This window comes from Nitrosomonas sp. Is79A3 (assembly GCF_000219585.1).
Lineage (GTDB): Bacteria > Pseudomonadota > Gammaproteobacteria > Burkholderiales > Nitrosomonadaceae > Nitrosomonas.
This window is the reverse complement of record NC_015731.1, coordinates 1,617,137-1,636,064: the sequence shown is the minus strand read 5'-3', so window position 1 is coordinate 1,636,064 and position 18,928 is coordinate 1,617,137. Positions and strand designations below refer to the sequence as shown.

Annotated in this window: 18 protein-coding genes; 7 read left to right on the top strand and 11 right to left on the bottom strand. The window is 46.5% G+C overall.

All coding sequences use genetic code 11. From position 1 onward, the window contains the following. Window positions 1-431 precede the first annotated feature (431 nt). The 6 genes from NIT79A3_RS19100 to NIT79A3_RS07550 form a co-directional block, all read right to left on the bottom strand. The gene (locus NIT79A3_RS19100) at window positions 432-1,040 is read right to left on the bottom strand and encodes a DnaJ C-terminal domain-containing protein (RefSeq protein WP_198009401.1); all 609 of its coding nucleotides are present in this window, start codon (window positions 1,038-1,040) and stop codon (window positions 432-434) included. A gap of 294 nt (window positions 1,041-1,334) precedes the next feature. Next, complete coding sequence (locus NIT79A3_RS07560; RefSeq protein ID WP_348225748.1) at window positions 1,335-2,810, bottom strand: Lon protease family protein; 1,476 nt, start codon at window positions 2,808-2,810, stop codon at window positions 1,335-1,337. Beyond that, entirely contained in the window at window positions 2,782-3,114 is a 333-nt protein-coding gene (locus NIT79A3_RS19435; RefSeq protein ID WP_348225747.1) for a Lon-like protease helical domain-containing protein, read from the bottom strand. Before NIT79A3_RS19435 ends, NIT79A3_RS07560 begins: the two co-directional genes overlap by 29 nt. 53 nt (window positions 3,115-3,167) lie before the next feature. Beyond that, window positions 3,168-3,281, bottom strand: coding sequence for an Hsp70 family protein (locus tag NIT79A3_RS18255; protein ID WP_013965626.1), 114 nt, complete (start codon window positions 3,279-3,281; stop codon window positions 3,168-3,170). A gap of 541 nt (window positions 3,282-3,822) precedes the next feature. After that, window positions 3,823-5,163 (bottom strand): UDP-glucose/GDP-mannose dehydrogenase family protein, encoded by a 1,341-nt coding sequence (locus NIT79A3_RS07555; RefSeq protein ID WP_013965624.1) that lies wholly within the window; start codon window positions 5,161-5,163, stop codon window positions 3,823-3,825. Further along, window positions 5,160-6,167, bottom strand: coding sequence for an NAD-dependent epimerase (locus tag NIT79A3_RS07550; protein ID WP_013965623.1), 1,008 nt, complete (start codon window positions 6,165-6,167; stop codon window positions 5,160-5,162). Before NIT79A3_RS07550 ends, NIT79A3_RS07555 begins: the two co-directional genes overlap by 4 nt. Before the next feature lie 417 nt (window positions 6,168-6,584). Between NIT79A3_RS07550 and NIT79A3_RS07545 the strand changes: the two genes are divergently transcribed. Continuing rightward, the gene (locus NIT79A3_RS07545) at window positions 6,585-8,300 is read left to right on the top strand and encodes an ATP-binding cassette domain-containing protein (protein WP_013965622.1); all 1,716 of its coding nucleotides are present in this window, start codon (window positions 6,585-6,587) and stop codon (window positions 8,298-8,300) included. Here NIT79A3_RS07545 and NIT79A3_RS07540 read toward each other — a convergent pair. Both NIT79A3_RS07540 and NIT79A3_RS07535 read right to left on the bottom strand, forming a co-directional pair. Further along, complete coding sequence (locus NIT79A3_RS07540; RefSeq protein WP_013965621.1) at window positions 8,252-9,448, bottom strand: glycosyltransferase; 1,197 nt, start codon at window positions 9,446-9,448, stop codon at window positions 8,252-8,254. The two genes, NIT79A3_RS07545 and NIT79A3_RS07540, sit on opposite strands and share 49 nt — an antisense overlap. Window position 9,449: 1 nt before the next feature. Beyond that, window positions 9,450-10,616 (bottom strand): glycosyltransferase, encoded by a 1,167-nt coding sequence (locus NIT79A3_RS07535; protein WP_041360749.1) that lies wholly within the window; start codon window positions 10,614-10,616, stop codon window positions 9,450-9,452. Between the two features lie 335 nt (window positions 10,617-10,951). Between NIT79A3_RS07535 and NIT79A3_RS07530 the strand changes: the two genes are divergently transcribed. After that, the gene (locus tag NIT79A3_RS07530; RefSeq protein ID WP_013965619.1) at window positions 10,952-11,791 is read left to right on the top strand and encodes a nucleotidyltransferase family protein; all 840 of its coding nucleotides are present in this window, start codon (window positions 10,952-10,954) and stop codon (window positions 11,789-11,791) included. A 68-nt stretch (window positions 11,792-11,859) separates the two neighbouring features. Continuing rightward, window positions 11,860-12,939, top strand: coding sequence for an LPS export ABC transporter permease LptF (gene lptF / locus NIT79A3_RS07525; RefSeq protein ID WP_013965618.1), 1,080 nt, complete (start codon window positions 11,860-11,862; stop codon window positions 12,937-12,939). A gap of 41 nt (window positions 12,940-12,980) precedes the next feature. Here lptF and NIT79A3_RS19430 read toward each other — a convergent pair whose 3' ends face one another. Continuing rightward, window positions 12,981-13,175 (bottom strand): hypothetical protein, encoded by a 195-nt coding sequence (locus NIT79A3_RS19430; RefSeq protein ID WP_348225746.1) that lies wholly within the window; start codon window positions 13,173-13,175, stop codon window positions 12,981-12,983. A gap of 673 nt (window positions 13,176-13,848) precedes the next feature. Between NIT79A3_RS19430 and NIT79A3_RS07520 the strand changes: the two genes are divergently transcribed. The 4 genes from NIT79A3_RS07520 (at window position 13,849) to NIT79A3_RS19425 (ending at window position 16,480) form a co-directional block, all read left to right on the top strand. Further along, a complete protein-coding gene (locus NIT79A3_RS07520) occupies window positions 13,849-14,613 on the top strand; it encodes a response regulator transcription factor (protein WP_013965617.1) in 765 nt (254 codons plus the stop codon). Window positions 14,614-14,896: 283 nt separating this feature from the next. Further along, window positions 14,897-15,163 (top strand): PilZ domain-containing protein, encoded by a 267-nt coding sequence (locus NIT79A3_RS07515; RefSeq protein WP_013965616.1) that lies wholly within the window; start codon window positions 14,897-14,899, stop codon window positions 15,161-15,163. Window positions 15,164-15,270: 107 nt separating this feature from the next. Then, window positions 15,271-15,804: an FxDxF family PEP-CTERM protein gene (locus NIT79A3_RS07510; RefSeq protein WP_013965615.1), complete on the top strand. Its 534-nt coding sequence runs from the start codon at window positions 15,271-15,273 to the stop codon at window positions 15,802-15,804. A 61-nt stretch (window positions 15,805-15,865) separates the two neighbouring features. Then, the gene (locus tag NIT79A3_RS19425) at window positions 15,866-16,480 is read left to right on the top strand and encodes an FxDxF family PEP-CTERM protein (RefSeq protein ID WP_013965614.1); all 615 of its coding nucleotides are present in this window, start codon (window positions 15,866-15,868) and stop codon (window positions 16,478-16,480) included. A 236-nt stretch (window positions 16,481-16,716) separates the two neighbouring features. Here the strand turns inward: NIT79A3_RS19425 and NIT79A3_RS07500 are convergent, their stop codons facing one another. After that, the gene (locus tag NIT79A3_RS07500) at window positions 16,717-17,925 is read right to left on the bottom strand and encodes a glycosyltransferase (RefSeq protein WP_013965613.1); all 1,209 of its coding nucleotides are present in this window, start codon (window positions 17,923-17,925) and stop codon (window positions 16,717-16,719) included. 428 nt (window positions 17,926-18,353) lie between these two features. Continuing rightward, entirely contained in the window at window positions 18,354-18,704 is a 351-nt protein-coding gene (locus tag NIT79A3_RS07490) for a hypothetical protein (protein WP_348225745.1), read from the bottom strand. Window positions 18,705-18,928 lie beyond the last annotated feature (224 nt).

Genomic DNA, 18,928 nt, shown 5'->3' with positions numbered 1-18,928 from the left:
ACTTCTGAAATAAATTGGCTCTGCACTCTAATTTCAGATACGCGATCTATAGTTCTCCTCGTGGCAAGACCACAGGGAATTACAAGTTAAAACATGGGAGTTAGATTTCAATCGGCACACAAGTCAATTTAAATCCGCTGCAAAAAAAGAGTTCGATATACCAGTTTCTAGCTGTTCTTAGATCATTAGTATTCTTGTCTGATATTCACGGTTCGCAATTGCTCGTAGAGTTCGCGTTCTTCCTGGGAAAGATGCTGGGTACTCGTAAATTGATGCGTAAATAAAGGTCGCCATGCTGATTACTTCCAAATTCCGGCAAGCCTTTTCCCTTCAGGCGTAACACTGTATCGGGTTGCGTGCCAGGCGGGATTGTTACATCGACTAGTCCAGCTAGTAAAGTGGGTACTTTCAGAGTGGTTCCGAGAACAGCGTCAGGAAGCGCCAAGTCCTCGGTACGTAGTAGATCTGCGCCCTTCCCGCTCAAATCGCGGATCGGGGCTGGAATGCACCATTACAAGCAAATCGCCGCTCACACCGCCACTAGTTGAATTTGGCATTCCTTTTCCTGGAATACGCAGCGCCATACCTTCTTCAATACCCACAGGGATTTTTACCGTAAGCTCTTCAGTTTGCTTTACCGCACCACTGCCGTAGCATTCCGGGCAGGGATGTTCGTTGACACTGCCACGTCCGCCGCAGGTTGAGCAGGGAACAATGTGCTGAATCAGCACATGTTCTTCTTTCCGCTGGCTATGTGTAATACGCCCCGTGCCACCGCATGCATCACACTGACGTGGAGCAACGCCACCTTCTCCTCCCGTTCCATGGCAGGCATGACAAGTAACCGGCCGGTTAAAATGGACTATTTCCTCCCCGCCGTGGACAATCCGATCCAGCGTCACATAGAAATCTACTTCGATATTCGCGTCACGCGAAGGCCCTTTTCGATGATGTCGAAAAAGACCGCCAAATAAATTGTCAGATCCAAAATCAAAATTGAGTCCGCCAAAAATATCTTCAAAATTGATACTGTTAAGCAAATCCTCCTGACTGGTTCCCGCTACACCTGCGAATCCACGCGCATCATATTCAGCCCGTTTTTTAGGATTTGACAGGATTGCATAGGCTTCAACAATTCCTTTGAATCATTCTTCAGCGTCAGCCTCCTTATTGCGGTCTGGATGATATTTTAGGGCAAGGTTTCGAAAAGCATCTTTGATCTGCTTCTGATCGGCATTCTTGGCAACACCCAGCACTTCATAATAATCACGCTGATCGGATATGATTGCACCTTGATTCGGTTTTTGACTTTCAACAAATACTAAACACGGACTCTACTCTTCCTTGTCGTTTCTTTCCGGCTTCTGTGCATATGACTTACTGATATTGGCTAGCTCATTGAGTCGTTCTGCCACACTTTGATTGAGACTTCCTTCAGGATATTTGCCATTGACATCAGCTTCCCCGGCAGGCAAACCGGTCAGCAGACTGATCGCTTGATCAACATTTTCTACGGCATAAATTTGGAACTGTCCTGCGGCCGCAGCGTCAACCACATTTTGTCGTAGCATCAAGTGCTTGATATTCGCGGCAGGAATTATTACCCCCTGATCCCCTGTTAATCCTCGCGCTGCGCAGATATCAAAGAACCCCTCAATTTTTTCGTTCACTGCTCCGATTGCCTGCGCTTGACCGAGTTGATTGACTGATCCAGTCACTGCCAAGGATTGTTTGATAGGCTTATTCGCCAGATTGGAAAGTAGCGCGCACAGTTCTGCCAAGGAAGCGCTATCGCCATCGACAACGCCATACGATTGTTCAAACACTATGCTGGCGGAAAGCGCCAATGGCTGGTTTTTGGCATAACGCGCAGCAAGGAAAGCGGAAAGGATCAATATACCCTTAGAATGGATAGCGCCAGAGAGCTTTACTTCTCGCTCTATGTTAATCAACTCTCCTTTGCCCAACCGGCTGGTGGCAGTAATTCGAGTTGGTTGGGAAAAAACAAAATTCCCTAATTCGATGACAGCAAGACCATTGACCTGCCCGGCTACTTTACCCAGCGTATCGATCATTAAGGTATCACGCAAAATTGCTTCATATAGCCGATCCCTTACACGATCCTGCCGCCGTATCTGAGCATCAATCGCTTGTTGAATATCACTGGCGGATACTACAACATGGCCTGTCTCACGGGCACAGTAATCGGCCTCATGCAACAAGTCCACTACACTGCGCATGTGCATGGAAAGCCTTTCCCCATCACTAACTAGCCGTGCGCTGTATTCGATCACCTTTGCCACGGCATAGCGGTCATACGGCAATAATGTTTCTTTGCGTGCCAGTGTAGCGATCAAGCGAGCATAGAGTAAGTGTGTATCGGCATTACGTTCGATACGCTCCTCAAAATCAGCAGCCACCTTAAACAACTCACTGAATTCCGGATCGTATTCTTGCAGCAGGTAATAGAATATGCGATCCCCAAAAAGAACTATTTTGATATCTAGCGGTATCGGCTCCGGCTCAAGAGACACGGTACTGACAAGGCTATACATTTGCCCCAGTGATTCAATGCGAATCTCGCGCGATTGCAGCGCGCGCTTAAGACCTTCCCAAGCAAACGGTTGCATCAACACTTTGCGCACATCCAGTAGCAAGTAACCCCCATTTGCTCGGTGTAATGCACCTGGTTTGATCAACGTAAAATCCGTGACCAAAGCTCCAAACTGGGCTATATGCTCTACTCGCCCGACAAGGTTGCTATAAGTCGGGTTATCTTCGCTAATGATAGGCGCACCAGATTCTACCATGAGGCAGCTTGAGCACATAAGGCTTATGCGGCTGAGAGAAATTATTGATATAGCACCAGTCAGCAGGCTTATTTGCTTGGTTTGCTTTTTCTTCAAGAAGTTGCCGCACCAAACTATGTTTTCCCATACCCGATGGGCCAAGCACAAAAAGATTGTAGCCTTCATGACGAATGCCGGAGCCAAAGCGTACTGCATCCATGGCGCGCGCCTGCCCGATTATTTCTGTCAAGTCCTCAAGATCAGCCGTGGTCTGAAACCCAAATTGCTCAGGGTCGCAGAAATTACTTAACTGGGACGGGTCCAATGGAGTATGGTTTTTTTCTATTTTATTCTGATTAAAAATAATCCCACCTCGTTTTATTTATCATGAATACTGATGCCCTCGGCGCTGGGAATAATGACTGGACGGCCGCCACGCAAAACTGCAGCAGCTGAATTTGAAGTGCCTAGATCAATGCCAATGATAGCCATATACCCTCCTATAATTTTTCGAATCCTTAATTCTTATCAATATGCGATGCAAACACTATTTTCAATACTATTGGATGGCGCTACTTGCCGGAAAATCATGCAATACTGGCATTTCATATATTCAATATACAGCCATCATATTATATGAACATCTCTAATGCTCATGTAATATGATTATACGTGTGACACGTATTTATTCAGCTCGTGTTCTGGATTTGCAAGTAGCGGAGAAATGAACTCGCAGAGATTAAATACTCGAACGATACCGGGATTCCTTTTGCCACTCATAATTCACCAACTTGGCAATCACAAGAATTCTTCCGACAGCAATTCCAGCAGGTCGTCTAACAGGCCGTTGAAAAACGTTTTCGAGGTAGCCGATGCAAGGCAAAAACAGGCGAAAAAGCGCAATTTATGCTTAATAAATGAGCATTTTGAGTCTGTTTTTAACACCGCAGCGGCAACGCAGATAGTTTTGCAACGGCCTGTCAGAGTTTCAGGAATTACAGCGCATTGGAATTGTTATCAGAATTATGCAAAATCAATTGCAGGATTTGGACGATGCCCTACCTATCGAGAAATAGTCAATTCCATGTGCTGCGAGGATATTAGGATTATACAGATTCCTGCCATCAAAAATTACAGGGTATCTTAATGCAGCAGCAATCTTGCCGAAATCAGGGGCGCGGAACTCTTGCCATTCGGTAACAACTATTAATACGTCTGCACCTATCAGGGCGGCTTCTTTCGTTGTTGTTAACTTCAAATCTTTACGTTGTCCGTAGATAGATTGCGCTTTGTTCATTGCTTTCGGATCAAAAGCTTGCACCTTAGCGCCAGCCGTCCACAAAGCTTCCATCAGAACACGACTCGGAGCCTCGCGCATGTCATCCGTATTATGTTTAAATGCCAATCCCCATAAAGCAATAATCTTCCCTTCCAGATTTCCATCAAAGAATTGACTAACTTTATGATACAGTACATTTTTCTGTGCTACGTTACGTTCCTCCACTGCTTTTAGCACCTTAGGATCAAAACCGGTACTTTCGGCACTATGTATTAGTGCTTGTATATCCTTCGGGAAACAACTTCCACCGTAACCTGCACCTGGATAAATATAGTGGTGCCCGATGCGAGGGTCGCTACCGATCCCCTGGCGGACTTCTTCGATATCTGCTCCTAATCGCTCAGCCAGATCCGCCATTTCATTCATAAAACTGATCCTAGTTGCCAGCATGCAATTTGCGACATACTTAGTCAATTCCGCGCTGCGGGCATTCATAACGATAATCTTGTCGCGATTACGATTAAACGGTGCAAACACTTCCCTGAGCAACTGTATCGCCCTTGGCTGTTGAGTGCCAATAATAATCCGATCAGGCCGCTCGCAATCGCGGACAGCAGCGCCTTCCTTAAGAAACTCAGGATTAGACACCACATCAAACTCATACTGAATTTTTCGGCTTGCCAATACCTCACGGACAACTCCCGTCACTTTATCAGCCGTTCCAACCGGAACTGTGGATTTATCCACAATGCATCGATAACCTTCCATATAAGTTGCTATTGATTTGGCTGCATCCAATACGTATCTTACATCTGCATTGCCCGATGTATCCGGAGGTGTGCCCACAGCAATGAATTGAATTTGGCCATGCAATACACCTAACTTTGGGTCAGTTGTAAACTGCAAACGTTCCTGCGCATGATTGCTCCTGATTAAATCCTCCAAACCCGGCTCATATATTGGGACGATGCCTTGATTCAGTTTATTCACTTTGTCCGAATCAACGTCGACACACACAACATGATGTCCCGCATTTGCCAAAACTGCACTCTGAACCAAGCCAACGTATCCAGCGCCGAAAATTGTGATTCTCATAATTTATAATAAGATTTGTACCAATCAACAAAATGTGCCAAGCCAACTGGCAGCGGCGTATGCGGTTTAAAACCTATCCACTTGTCCAGATCATCATTATCTGCAAAAGTAGTTTGCACATCACCTAACTGCATGGGCAAAAAATTCTTCTTCGCAACGATGCCTAAAACATTTTCCAAAATAGAAATACACTCCAATATCCTAACCGGCTGGCTGTTACCCATGTTAAAAATGCGATATGGCGCATGGCTTGTGGCAGGATCTGGATGACTGGAATCAAAAGCGGTATCCGATTCGGCTGGTTTATCCAACACGCGAATCACGCCCTCCACAATGTCATCAATATAAGTAAAGTCACGTATTATCCGCCCATGATTGAACACATCAATTGCTCGTCCTTCCAGCATCGCTCGAGTAAATAGAAACAACGCCATATCTGGTCGTCCCCAGGGGCCATAAACGGTAAAAAAACGTAAGCCGGTTGTGGGCAAACGAAATAGGTGGCTGTAAGTATGCGCCATTAACTCATTGGCTTTTTTGGTTGCAGCATACAAGCTAATCGGATGATCAATATTTTGATGCTCGTTGAATGGTAATGAAGTATTACCGCCATAAACACTTGAGCTGCTGGCGTACACCAAGTGTTCAACTTGATGTTGACGGCAGCCCTCCAAAATATTAATAAATCCTTGTATATTAGAATCAATATAGATATATGGATTCGATAAAGAATATCTTACACCTGCTTGAGCCGCCAAATGGATTATTCGTTTAGATTTCTCACGCATGAAAATTTCGCTCATGCGGCTCCGATCCGATATATCTATTTGATAGAAGCTAAATTTTGAGTGTGTCGTTAAGCGTGAAAGACGGTCTTTCTTGAGATTAATATCGTAATAGTCATTTAGATTATCAATCCCAACTACATTATCTCCTCGCGCTAATAATTTCAGCGCAATATGCATACCGATGAATCCGGCTACTCCGGTAACAAGAATTTTCATAGTCTGTTGATACAGCTATCAAAGCTTGCAAATGGAAAAAAGATTCTGTGAATCATCAATCAGCAAAAATTAATCCAAAACGCACACAATAACATCAATTGGAACAAAATCTTGTGAAGAATATGATCAGGCGCCTTTCAGTAGCGCATACCTGATTCAGGTTACACCTCTGAACTGTAAAGCCCGAGCGTGGAATTTAGCCCGGACAGCCTGGTGAATCATTTGTTATCTGATGACGGATTCCGGCAAGTTCAATATTTCAGGTATCTTTTGTACTTGTAACGCGATTTAAAAGTCGTATGCACTATGATATTGATAGGACAAAAATAATTAATTATGCCAAAGGTACGATAGAGTAAACTTTCAATATTCTAAGAGGCTTTATGATTTGAGAATGAAGAATCTGCGCCTAATTATATGAAATTGTTATACATCTTTTCTCGTAGCGATCCGTGGCGTAGCGCGCTAGTGCTCGTATCACTGATTCTGGCCGCTGCAGCAGAGGGGTTCGGATTATCCACATTACTTCCGCTGCTGAGCTTAGCCAGCAACCAGTCAATCGGCGAGCATTCAGCACTCGGAAACATCATGGAGCCTTTGTTGCTGTACGCTGGATTTCATCCGTCCACGTCTGTCCTGTTATTAGTGATCTTCGCGGCGCTGATAATCAAATCAGCACTGTTGTTGCTAGCAAAACGCCAGGTCGGCTATACCGTCGCACAAGTTGCCACTGATCTACGCTTGCGCTTACTGCATTCTCTACTTTGCACTCGCTGGGCGTATTTTACGAACCAGCCCATTGGAGCACTCGCTAATGCATTCGCGGCGGAGGCTGCTCGCGCGTCGCAGGCATATTTGGCAGGTATCACAATGGTATCGCAGCTGATCATCGTGATTGCTTATGTGATTGTTGCCGGAATGACATCCTTGCATGTGACTATAGTGGCTATTTTGCTGGGCATCATTACCGTTTTGCTTCTCGGCCACCTTGTCCGTATGACACGAGCAGCAGGCGCACGGCAAACAACTTTGCTAAAGGAAGTCATTACTCGCCTCACCGATGTTTTTCATGGTGTCAAACTGGTCAAGGTTATGGGGCGCGAGCCGATCGTCGCGCCGATGCTTGTGAGCGAAACCGAACAGTTGAATGTTGCGCTCCGCCGTCAGGTAATCACCAAAGAAGTTGTTGCAGCACTCCAGGATCTGGCATTGATGATCTATGTTGTTGCCGGCGTATATTTGTGCATTGTAGAGCTTGGTCTCGATATTTCTCTGGTATTTATGTTGGCACTCGTTTTCATCCGCATACTGACAAGCCTCAATAAAGCGCAGCGACAATACCAAGAAATGGCCGAGAACGAGAGCGCATATTGGTCGCTGCTATCGACCATCAAGGCGGCCGAGGCAGAGCGCGAAACAATTACCGGCGACAAGAAGCCTTACCTTACGCGCGGCATAACGTTACGCAATGTGGTTTTTGCTCACGATACGCACAAGGTGCTCGACGCAATATCTATGGATATTCCAGCCGGCGAGCTGACCGTACTCACCGGGCCGTCCGGTTCCGGCAAGACAACCGTCATCGATCTGCTTGCACGTCTGATCAGCCCGCAATCTGGCAAGATTCATGTTGATGATATAGCACTTGGCGATTTAGATGCAGCCACATGGCGGCACATGATCGGTTATGTCCCGCAGGAGGCTGTATTGTTCAATGAAAGTATCGCGTTGAACGTATCGCTTGGTGACCCGGAGATCCAGCGCGCTGACATCGAAGATGCATTGCGGCGCTGCGATGCGTGGCGATTTATCGAGCACTTGCCGGAAGGCATCGAGAGCAGCGTCGGAGAACTCGGCGCCAAACTCTCTGGCGGCGAACGTCAGCGTATCGCAATCGCGCGCGCGCTTGTGCGTCATCCGCAACTGCTGATTCTGGACGAACCCACATCAATGTTGGATGCCGCCAGTGAGCAGGCAATGTGGCAAATGGTGGCAAAGCTGCGCGGGACGATGACTATTTTTGCTGTGTCACACCAGATCACGCCACTTGCAATGGCTGATCGCACGTATCGTCTCGAGCACGGTCATGCCACGGCGCTTTGCCCAGAAGAAGCCTTACGCGCCGCTACCTGAGCTGCTAGCACACGCAGGTAAGCATCAACGCCATCCTCAATGCGAAAGCACTGGGATCGATTCAAAAGCTTTGTACGGTCTGGCGAAACCGCAAGCACCCTAAGAATTGCTGAGGCCAGCGCGGAATCGTCGTGAACCGGTACCAATGGGCCGATTGCACCATCTTCAAGAATCTCACGCGGTCCGCTTGGACAGTCCGTCGACACTACCGGGCAACCGCACGCAATCGCTTCGATCAACACACCGGGCAACCCCTCCCATGCGGAAGACAAAACGAGTACTGCCGCCTTCGACATCCAAGCAAACGGATTATCAACATGCCCTGGGAGAGCAACATCGGCATCAAGGCCGAGTTTATGCACGAGTTTCTCTAACTTATCGCGTTGACGTCCTTCTCCCAGGATCACCAGATGCGCCGTTCGCTCTGCACGGATTTTCGCAAAGGCACGAATCAGCGTCGGGTAATCTTTCTGTATCGTCAAACGGCCTACAGCAAGGATGAGCGGCACGTTAACATCAGTTGCCCACGCGTGATCGACAGGCTCCGCGGCACGATGCGCGATATAAGGCCCGACCACAGGATTGTAAATTATCGTCACGCGTTCACTAGACAAACCGGTAAGGCGTTGAACATCGCACGCTACACCTCTGGACACTGCGATGATGTGATCCGCCCATGGATAAACGATGCCAAGCGTGTACCGGAGTATGCGGCGAATCAATTGTTTTAACGGGGGCCACCAGCGGATATTTCCAGACGGAAAATTACTCGCACGAAGAACGAGAGGCACATTTGTCTTGGAGAAACGGCGCGCAAATATGGCGACCAGATTGACATGACTAGCTCCGGAAAGCAGTACATCTGGCCGTTCTTCGCGGAGATAGCGCGCCAGCATCGGTATCGCACTGGCAGTGAACAATCCGCGTATGTTGATGCGATGATTGAGCTTTTCGAATGCGTGGTGCCAGTTTTGTTCGAGCGAAACCACCCGCACACCAGAATGCAGAGCAACGCCAGTACTTTCACTGGCGGAGACAACCACGAGATCGACCGCATGCCCTCTTTCTGCAAATCCGTTGGCGAGGGTAAGAACGCGATGCTGTGCACCGCCACCGCGAAGGCAATAGATGAATATGGCGATCCGCATCTCAGTCTCCTTGCCGGACTTCACAGACATGATGAAGAATTGTTAAGTAATGTTCCACCGAATCATCAAAACCGAATTCCGCCGCTCGCGCGACCGATCTCTCACGTTGCGGCGGCGCTGACAATGCAGTTTCTATCGCACTGGCCAAATTTTTATCGTCTCCGACCGGAACAAGATGCCCGAACTCTCCATCAGCAAGAATTTCTCGCGGACCGCTCGGGCAGTCCGTGCTTACGACCGTGCAACCGCAGGCAAGCCCTTCGAGTAATACGTTGCTGAAACCCTCCCAGGCCGACGAGAGCACGAAAACCGATGCACGGGACATCCACGCAAAAGGGTTTTCGACAAAACCAGGCATGTAGACATCGGCTTGAATACCGAGATCTCTGACAAGTTGTTCGATTTGATCGCGTTCCTCGCCTTCCCCTAAAATTACCAAGCGGGCCTTGTGATACGCACGCACACGAGCAAAAGCCCTAACAAGCGTAGGATAATCTTTCTGCCGTTTAAGCTTCCCGACCGCAAGCACAACCGGAGGTGCGCCAATACACAACCATGGATGATCGATGGTCTCTCGTGACTGGCGGGATACGAATTCGAAATCAAGCGGATTATAGATTTGAAATATTCGTTCTTTGGGAATTCCGGTTACAGTCACAAGATCTTCAGCCACTCCACGTGAAATTGCAATCACTGCTTGCGCGTTGCGATAGGTACGCGAAATTAGCCAGCGCAACAACTTCGCCACCAATGCCCCCCACTTCGCCGTCGATGCAGTGAGATTTAAATTAACGGTGATTACCACAGGTATGCGGGTGCGCGATAACATTCGGCCCCATAGTGCTGCTAGATTGGCAGGTGTCGACGTGGAAAGCAGAACGTCAGGATGTACCGTTACAAAATAGCGAGCCAAAGCAAACAGGCTACTCAACACCCAGAGTCCCTTGATGTTTCGGATTATCGGCAGATAAGCCATGCGAGGTTCGAGCGCGAATAACTTTGCACTGGGCGTAACTGCGGCGCGAAATGGACCTTCATCACGCACGACGACGACATCAACCGCGCAACTGTGCTCCACAAACCCGCGCACAAGCATTAGGCTACGCCGTTGAGCGCCGCCACCAGACAATCCGGAAAAAAATACCCCAACACGTAAAGGTTTTTCCATGCCCACTATCTCGCATCCTTTCTCGGGAAAAATAACCATTGCCTGTCCAGAAAATCTGATCGACTGCCCAACATAGTATGCGCTTATCGAAGCTATTCCATCTGAGTTAACACGAAAAATCAAAGAAATAAATGCAATCCGAATCTCAAGCTAAATTTTTAATCTCTCCCATTGGAAGTATAGAAAAATAGGCTCGTAAGATCGAAACGCAGAGGTTATGATGGCGAATACGAGTATGACACTGTAATTATTGTTGATATTGAAAGGATATTGCGTATGTTATCAACCGAGGTCACTATATTCATAAACTGCTATGGCATTGATGGAGAAACATTGTGAACGAAAAATCCGATCCCATAGTAAAGAAATTCGCCGCAGTGGTTCTCGCTGCTGACCGTACAAACAATGACCCTATCACTCGGCATACCGGTGCGGCCTGTAAAGCTTTTGCGCCCGTTGGGGAGGTTCCAATGATTATCCGTGTGCTGGATACCTTGGCGGCTTGCGATCTAATCGGCACAATCATCCTTTGTGGCCCTCCTGAGTCCCTTCACACGCATTGCCCGGAATTAAAACGGCGCATTGCTCTGAGGCAGGTAATCTGGTTGCCGAATCTAAATTCTCCCAGTCGTAGCGCTGAAAGCGGTCTCAACCACGTACCAAACGATACGCCAGTATTATTAACTACCGCTGATCATGCATTGCTCACCCCCGGTATCGTGCAAAACTTCTTGCAGCAATCTGTTACATCGCAAAGTGATGCCACTGTTGGCGCCGTCACAGAACAAGCGATTGCTGCCACTTTTCCCGGCTCCAAGCGAACCATCATTCGTTTGCGTGATGGCGGATTTCGAGGTTGTAATCTGTATGCTTTTTTTCCGCAAGGACGCGCATTGGTGAGATTCTGGCGGCAAGCTGAAGATTTACGTAAACAGCCGTGGCGATTAATCGCGCGAGTACTCGGATTCAAGGCAGTACTTTTTTATGTTTTCGGTTTCCTAACACTGCAGCAAGCTTTGAAAGCTGTGTCGGAAAAATCAGGAGTAAAAATACAGGTGATTATGCTTGATGATCCGCGAGCTGGCATAGATGTTGATAAAGTTGCAGACTTATTGCTTGCTGAATCCATACTCAACCCACAGTCAATCGCTGATGAACATGTTAATTCATCCTGAGTAATTTCTACCTGTTCTTGTCATTGATATTCACACTGTCATCAGTGAAATGCTGATCAAACAGATCTATGAAATTAATTGAACGGTATATTGCACGCGAGATATCGCTACCCTTCACGGTAGTTATCCTTATTTTGGTCGGTTTATTCGCCAGTTTTAGTAGCGCTCGGCTTTTGGCGGATGCCGTGACAGAGACACTAGGGGTCGCCGCTCTGCTCAAGCTGTTATTCTTAAAAACGCTGATTGCACTGGAAGTATTAGTCCCCATCGCACTTTATATTTCAGTCATCATGGGCCTCGACAGACTCAATAGAGACCGGGAATTGAATGTTATCCTTTTGATGGGTATCAGTGGGACACGCATTGTGCTTATCATACTGACTCTAGCGATACCGATTGGTATCCTCAGCGGTCTGTTGTCAGTCTATGTCCGTCCTTGGGCCTATGCAGAGAGTTATATTTTCAACGCGCAAGCAGAGGCGGATCTCAATACCAATCGGTTTCAGGCTGGTCGATTTTATGGCAGCGAGAAAACCGGCAGGATCGTTTATGTGGGCAGCAAAAATGACGCCGATAAGGAAATGCAAAGTATTTTTCACTATATAAAGAAGTCGGATAGTAGTGAAATTGTTATTGCCAAACATGCCCGTCAGATTCAACCAACAACTAATGAACAAAAACCGTATATCTTACTGACCGATGGTGTAGTTTATCAACTCAGCAATACAGCGAGCATCGATGATGTCATCCATTTCGAGAGCCTGATTTATTTTAATGTTAATGACTTTGTCCTGGATTATCGGCGTAAGGCAGCTGCCACCAGAACCCTGTGGGAATCTGATGAACCGCATGACATTGCCGAACTACAATGGCGCATGTCCCGTCCGCTTGCTACGATATTGATGGCTTTAATCGCTGTAACATTTATACGCATCTCACCGCACCAGGATAAGACGGATCTATCCTATATCCTCGCCGCTGTAGTTTTTGCCACCTATTATAATTTAAGCGGATTGGCTAAAACATTGGTTGAACAAGGCGTTGTCGGCAGCGTACCGGGGGTTTGGTGGTTGGACCTACTCATGTTAGTTTTCCTTGCCATCTATGCATTGTTATCAAAAAATCAACAATTCTTGCATCAGAAGTGACTATTTACCGCTATATCGCGGACCAGATAATGATTGGCTTTTTATTTACCCATGACAAATTTGTTCTCTCCCAACTCATAGCAAACTTTGGTCAACTGAGGCGCATTTGCCAGAACATGATCAAGACCTTTTCGTATATTGGAGATCATCGACTTGATATGATCTCCGGCTGCGTGAGTCAGAGTGAGCAGCATTCGGGATTGACCGGCGTACTGGGTCAGGCGTGGTATAGCCACCCCAGCCCCATTGGTTTTTCAGCTCATCGAAGCCATTCTCGCAGCCGGCCCGATCCCGGCATAACTGGCCAATGGCGTCGGGGGAGCAGTCTATATTGATCACCAAAATGGCGTATTCCCAGAGCTTAATCTTGCCTGGATGGTCAATGAAGTGTAGCGCCGGCTGCTTGCTCTCATTGCTCGTCTCGGCTTACCTCATGGGGCATCCCTGGGGGGATCGGCAGGCATTGAGCTCCAGACTGTCAATCCGCGGATCACTCTAGGCTGGGGGGTAATTCATAAATAATAAATTTGTATCAATGACTTGTATTTTGGTAACCATAATCGTGCCATTATCGCGGCTTTAGTGACAATTTCCTTCAGTTTTCCATATTATCTCTTAATTCAGCCAACCATCTATTCGAGTTGATTTGACGTCATACAGCTGGACCTCAATTTTCAAATTTCCTAGCCGTAAACATAAACTACCAAACGAAATACATGTGCCTCCTGTATCTGCCTTTTGAGCACCTTCATAACGAAAAGACTGTAAATCTATTTTTACAACTATCAGGCTGAGAACAAACAAAACCAAGAATTGTGGCAGCCGTTCAAAAACGTTGCCGATGGCGTTCAAACTTAGAGAAACAACAAAAAATGACTCCGATTGAGAAAAACCATGAACTGATAGTAGATGCCTCGACGGTATTCAACGATATTAAACAAACAAGCGATCAAGAATAGGCTGCCGCTTGACTATCTTTACACCACATTAGGCTATAGCTCGTATAATTTTATGTCTACCGAAGAAACACAGCAAACTACCCGCATCTTGTTGATCGATTCGCATCCCATCACGTTACTGGGATTGAGCACCTTGCTAGAAGCTAGCAACGACTTAGAGGTTGTCGGTAAATTGAGTTCAGCGAATGGCATTACGGAAATATTGAAACAGAAACGGCCCAATTTGGTGCTTATGGATCTTCATTTTCCGAAAACAAATGGGATAAATTTGATTCGTGAAATAAACGCCGCAACAGAGAACACCGCAAAAATTGTCATTCTGACTTCTGCGTTAAGCCAAGCAGAAACCTGCGACCTTATAAGAACCGGCGTAAAAGGTATTCTATTGAAAGAGATGGCTACATCGCTCATCATGCAATGTTTGCGGCGCGTACAGTCTGGTGGCGAATGGATAGAACGCAATTCCATGAAACATGCATTTGAACAGATGCTGCGTCGTGAATCCGAGCACCAGTCGATCGCGGATCAGCTATCACCTAGCGAAATGAATTTGGCTACTTTGATTGCATCAGGTCACAACAACAAATCGGCTGCACGCCAACTGCTAATTACCGAAGGCTCTGCGCGTGTTTACCTTAATCGCATCTATACCAAACTGCAAGTCCCCAATCGCCTGCAGCTGGCAATCCTTTTCAAAGAAAAAGGACTCGTCTAAAAATCATCCTTCACGAATTCCTGGCTATCTCGCATTTCAAGCAGTCTGCTTGACGCCTCGCGATCACTACTTCTGTAGTACTTCTGAAGAAAATCAAAATCCTAATAGAGCAATATGTCGTATAGCGTGGTGGCAGCTCTTACAGCACGAAAATTAACATTTGTTAACTCATGAGTTAACAAATGTTAACTGCGATAGTTATCATAGAGTAACTGTGCAGGCACTGCGATCTTGAATAATATGTGTATCAAGAACTTATTCTTATTGAACCGGAACCTCAATCGTGAAAGAGCAACGCACTAATGAACGATTTAATTTATGTTGTCTAGTAACTTTTAGAGAAGGACCAGGCTGGTCTAGAAACATCAGTACAACCGGAATTTATTTTTCGACAAAAAAGGTTCTCAAAGAAAGTGAAATGATTCAATTCACCATACACCTGAATCAGGAACCTAACGTCCAATGCGATGGAAAAGTGGTGAGAACAGAACAACGGACAGACGGCTATGGTGTAGCAATTCAATTCACTGAGCTGTTTATAATTGTATAACAAATTGTTTCTACATATTGAATTTTAGAAACCTAATTTCTGAGTTATTAGGTACAAGCAGTAGAAGAGCAGGTATTTTTATTTTTTATAGGGAAAGGGGATTAGAAATGAAAGCAATGAAGAAATTAGGCTACATGGTAGCACTGGCTGGTTTATTAGCAGTTGGCTCGGCGAATGCTACTCCGACTGTTAAGGCCAGTTGGGGTATCCACGACGACCCAGCTGAACACGCTAGTGTATCTTTTCTGCCAAGTGCTGGCTTGTTTGATCACGTGTTCACATTTAATTTGACTGGGTGGAATGATCTTGTGTCGATTGCGGTCACAAATGATTTTTTAAAATATAACATTAATAGCGCTTCCTTGCAGTTTTGGAAGGAAACCAGTATTGATGGTAATTATACCAATGACCTTTCTTTGGGTTCGTTTTCATTTGATTCCACAGCAGTTGGCGCAGACTTTGGCAACATTGGGCCAGGCAATTACTATTATGAAATCAAAGGTTCTGTCGTTGGTGTGAAAGGCGGCACCTACACAGTAGATTCCTATATTACTGCAGTCCCAGAACCAGAAACCTATGCAATGTTACTGGTTGGTTTAGGTCTAGTAGGCTTCACACTACACGGCAAAAGAAATCGGTAGTTTAAATTGGGTTTTGAATATTTAGAATTGATTTATGTCTCTACTTTAATAGGTGATTGTGATGAATAGATTTAGTAAATATGTGTTTGGTGCTTTGCTTGCAACTCCGATGTTAGCTTCTGCTGCGGTCGATCTTGTAACGAATGGCAGTTTCGAAGCTGATCCTCAATCGAGCGGAAGCTGGAACATATACAGCTCGCTTACCGGGTGGAATGGCAGCCCGAATATTGAGCTGCGTAATAACGTTGCAGGAACAGCCTATGATGGAAGCAATTTTGTGGAATTAGATACATACTCAAACAGTTCGATGTCGCAACTCTTAACAGGCGCTTCCGGTTTGTATGAACTTAGCTTCTGGTATTCAGCCCGTCCGGGCACAGGTACTACCAATGATTTGTCATTTTCATTCGATGGGATTGCTAGCGGAACCGTTCTGAACGGGATTGGTAATTCGGGATCTGATCACTCTTGGCAACATTTCTCACAAATAGTAAATTTCGATGGAAATGGTTTGCTAACCTTTAGCGCCGTGGGAATCAGCGATAGCTATGGGGGTTCACTCGACATGGTTTCATTCACCTCTGCCGTTCCCGAACCAGAAACCTATGCCATGCTTTTGGCTGGTCTAGGCTTACTAGGTTTCATGGCACGCAGCAGAAAAGAATCAGTAGCTTAGATTAGACCTAGATTAATCCAGAACGGGAGCTTCGGCTCCCTTTTTTTGATTCCAAGAATCCCGGGCTGTTAATCCGCAACTCACTCTAGCTTGGAAGTAATTCACATATTATTGTGTTATATCAATTGATTGACTTCCAGTGAGATGAATCGTGCCATTATTGCGGCTTTGGTGACAATTTTCTTCAGGATTGCACAGAATTTAAGCAATAATTTATGCATAGAGAGTACTTATTTTCAACAACACTTATCCAAGTCCTCCAGAAGCCTGCGATAGCCCGCGACGGCGGAGCCGACCGAAAACTCGGCAGCACGTGCTCGTAAGCGCACCACATCCGGCGGGGCCGCTAAGGTCGCAAGCATCGCATCTGCCATCGCTACGGGATTTCCGATGGGCACCAGCGAGCCGTAAGCACCATCCTGTAAGATCTCTCGCGGGCCATTCGGACAGTCGGTACTGATAACGGAACATCCGCTTGCCAACGCCTCGACCAGCACTAGCGCAAAGCCCTCCCACGCTGACGACAAGACAAATATAGAGGCGCGGCTCATCCAAGCGAAAGGATTGCCGACGAAGCCAGGCATGAGGACATCACCCCACACACCGAGGCGCTGACAGAGTGCCTCGAGCATCTTACGTTCGCTACCCTCGCCCAGAATTACCAGTCGCAGATCGCGTTCCTTCCGTGCGATGGCAAAGGCATGGATAAGAGTGGGAAAATCCTTCTGGCGGTGCAAGCGTCCCGCACCGAGAACAATAGGACACGAACGATCAGTGAGCCAGGGGTGTTCAACTAACATCTTGTCGGCATGGGCGATTGCTTCGACATCAACAGGGTTATAGATCAACGTGATTAATTCTGCTGGAAGACGCGCTGTCTGAGCTAAATCCTGCGCTACCCCGCGAGATACGGCGACAACAGCATCAGCTTCAGGATAGAAATGCTGAACGAGTCCAGGGTAAGACCGGCGAAACACGCCGTGGCCGTGGTGTGCCACGATTGACAGTGTATTGTGCTCACTGACCACCAACCGGGCAGGGATGTCGGCGGCGGTACGCGCGATAATTGCAGCGAGATTGGATTGCGTTCCTGCCGCAAGAATGGCATCGGGTTTCGCAATACGCAGATACTCTATAAGTGCAGGGAGATGCCAGAATATATCCGGCTTCAGAGGTGTCAAAAGGGGTAACAACCGGAAGACTTCATGAGGGCGCGCCCTGAGCAATGCAAGGGCACTGGAGAGTGCATTACTACGAGGCAGACACCGGATGCTAGCACCTAACTGGAGCTTGAAGGTTGCTCCAGTGTCATGGCCCGTCAGGACCTCCACTTGAATCCCGGTCTTCGCAAAAGCTTCGGCCAGAAGCAGAACGACGCGCTGCATTCCACCACCCTCGAGTGTACGCACAATCAATGCGAGAGAGCGAATTGGCGCGGTTGCCATGATTGTCAGCTTACCAGAACAACCGACGAAACCTTGGCATCAGCGCGTGATGCCATATGCCCGCCGAGACAACGGAGAACGCCAGTGTTCTGTAACCATTCTGATGGAATAGTTCGCGATATAATACAATCATCTAGAAGCCAAATTTTTTTATCAGTAAGAATTTGAATCTCATATTTAATTATTAATATTTCAGTCAATTTTAGCTCTAGCATTATTGATCCGGTCATTACCAGGACAAATCGCACTGCTTAATGGCCGAATATCCTAAATTTCTGACGCTCATGTGAATGATCAGGAACAGCATGGCGCGCAAGGTTTCTTAGCTGAGCATCAAACAATTGGTGGATTGCCTGAATAAGTTGTGGTGATTCGGTGGAATAATCAATTTGCGCACCGTCAGGAAGTTCTTTGGATTCAATACGAATCTAATCTGGTTTGGCCGCTTTTAATTCAGATAATCCGGGCATGTCAGCGCCGTATCTTCTTTCTAGATCTGAAAAATTTCCTTGTTGATAATCATTTACCATTCTAGACAAATAGATTCTTATCAAGCCTATTCGTTCTTTTTCTGATTTGTCTTTAACAATAATTTTCTGAATTCCTCCACTGTCCGTTTTAGAAAACACATGTGTCGTTTTCTTCAGATCAAGTGGTATAACATGTGCCTCGCGCTTGGCGATTTCATCGAGTTTTTGTTCATCTAATTTCTCAGCAGCATAAGCAGGTGCGGCTATAAAAAAAACGAGAAAGAAAAATTCAATAATCAGTCTCTTCATTCTAATTCTTCAATAAAGTTTCGCATCGCATTAACAATATCACAAAAAATCTGTAGCAATAAGGCGAAACCAGGATAAAGATATATAGTGTTAGAGTCCTGCCAGCATGTATCGCCTGGATTTATACCGTTTGCGCTGATCGGAGACAAAGCGTCCCTTGGGTTGACGAAATTAACAGGCAGTTGAAGAACGTTTTCGAGGCAGCCGATGCAAGGCAAAAACAA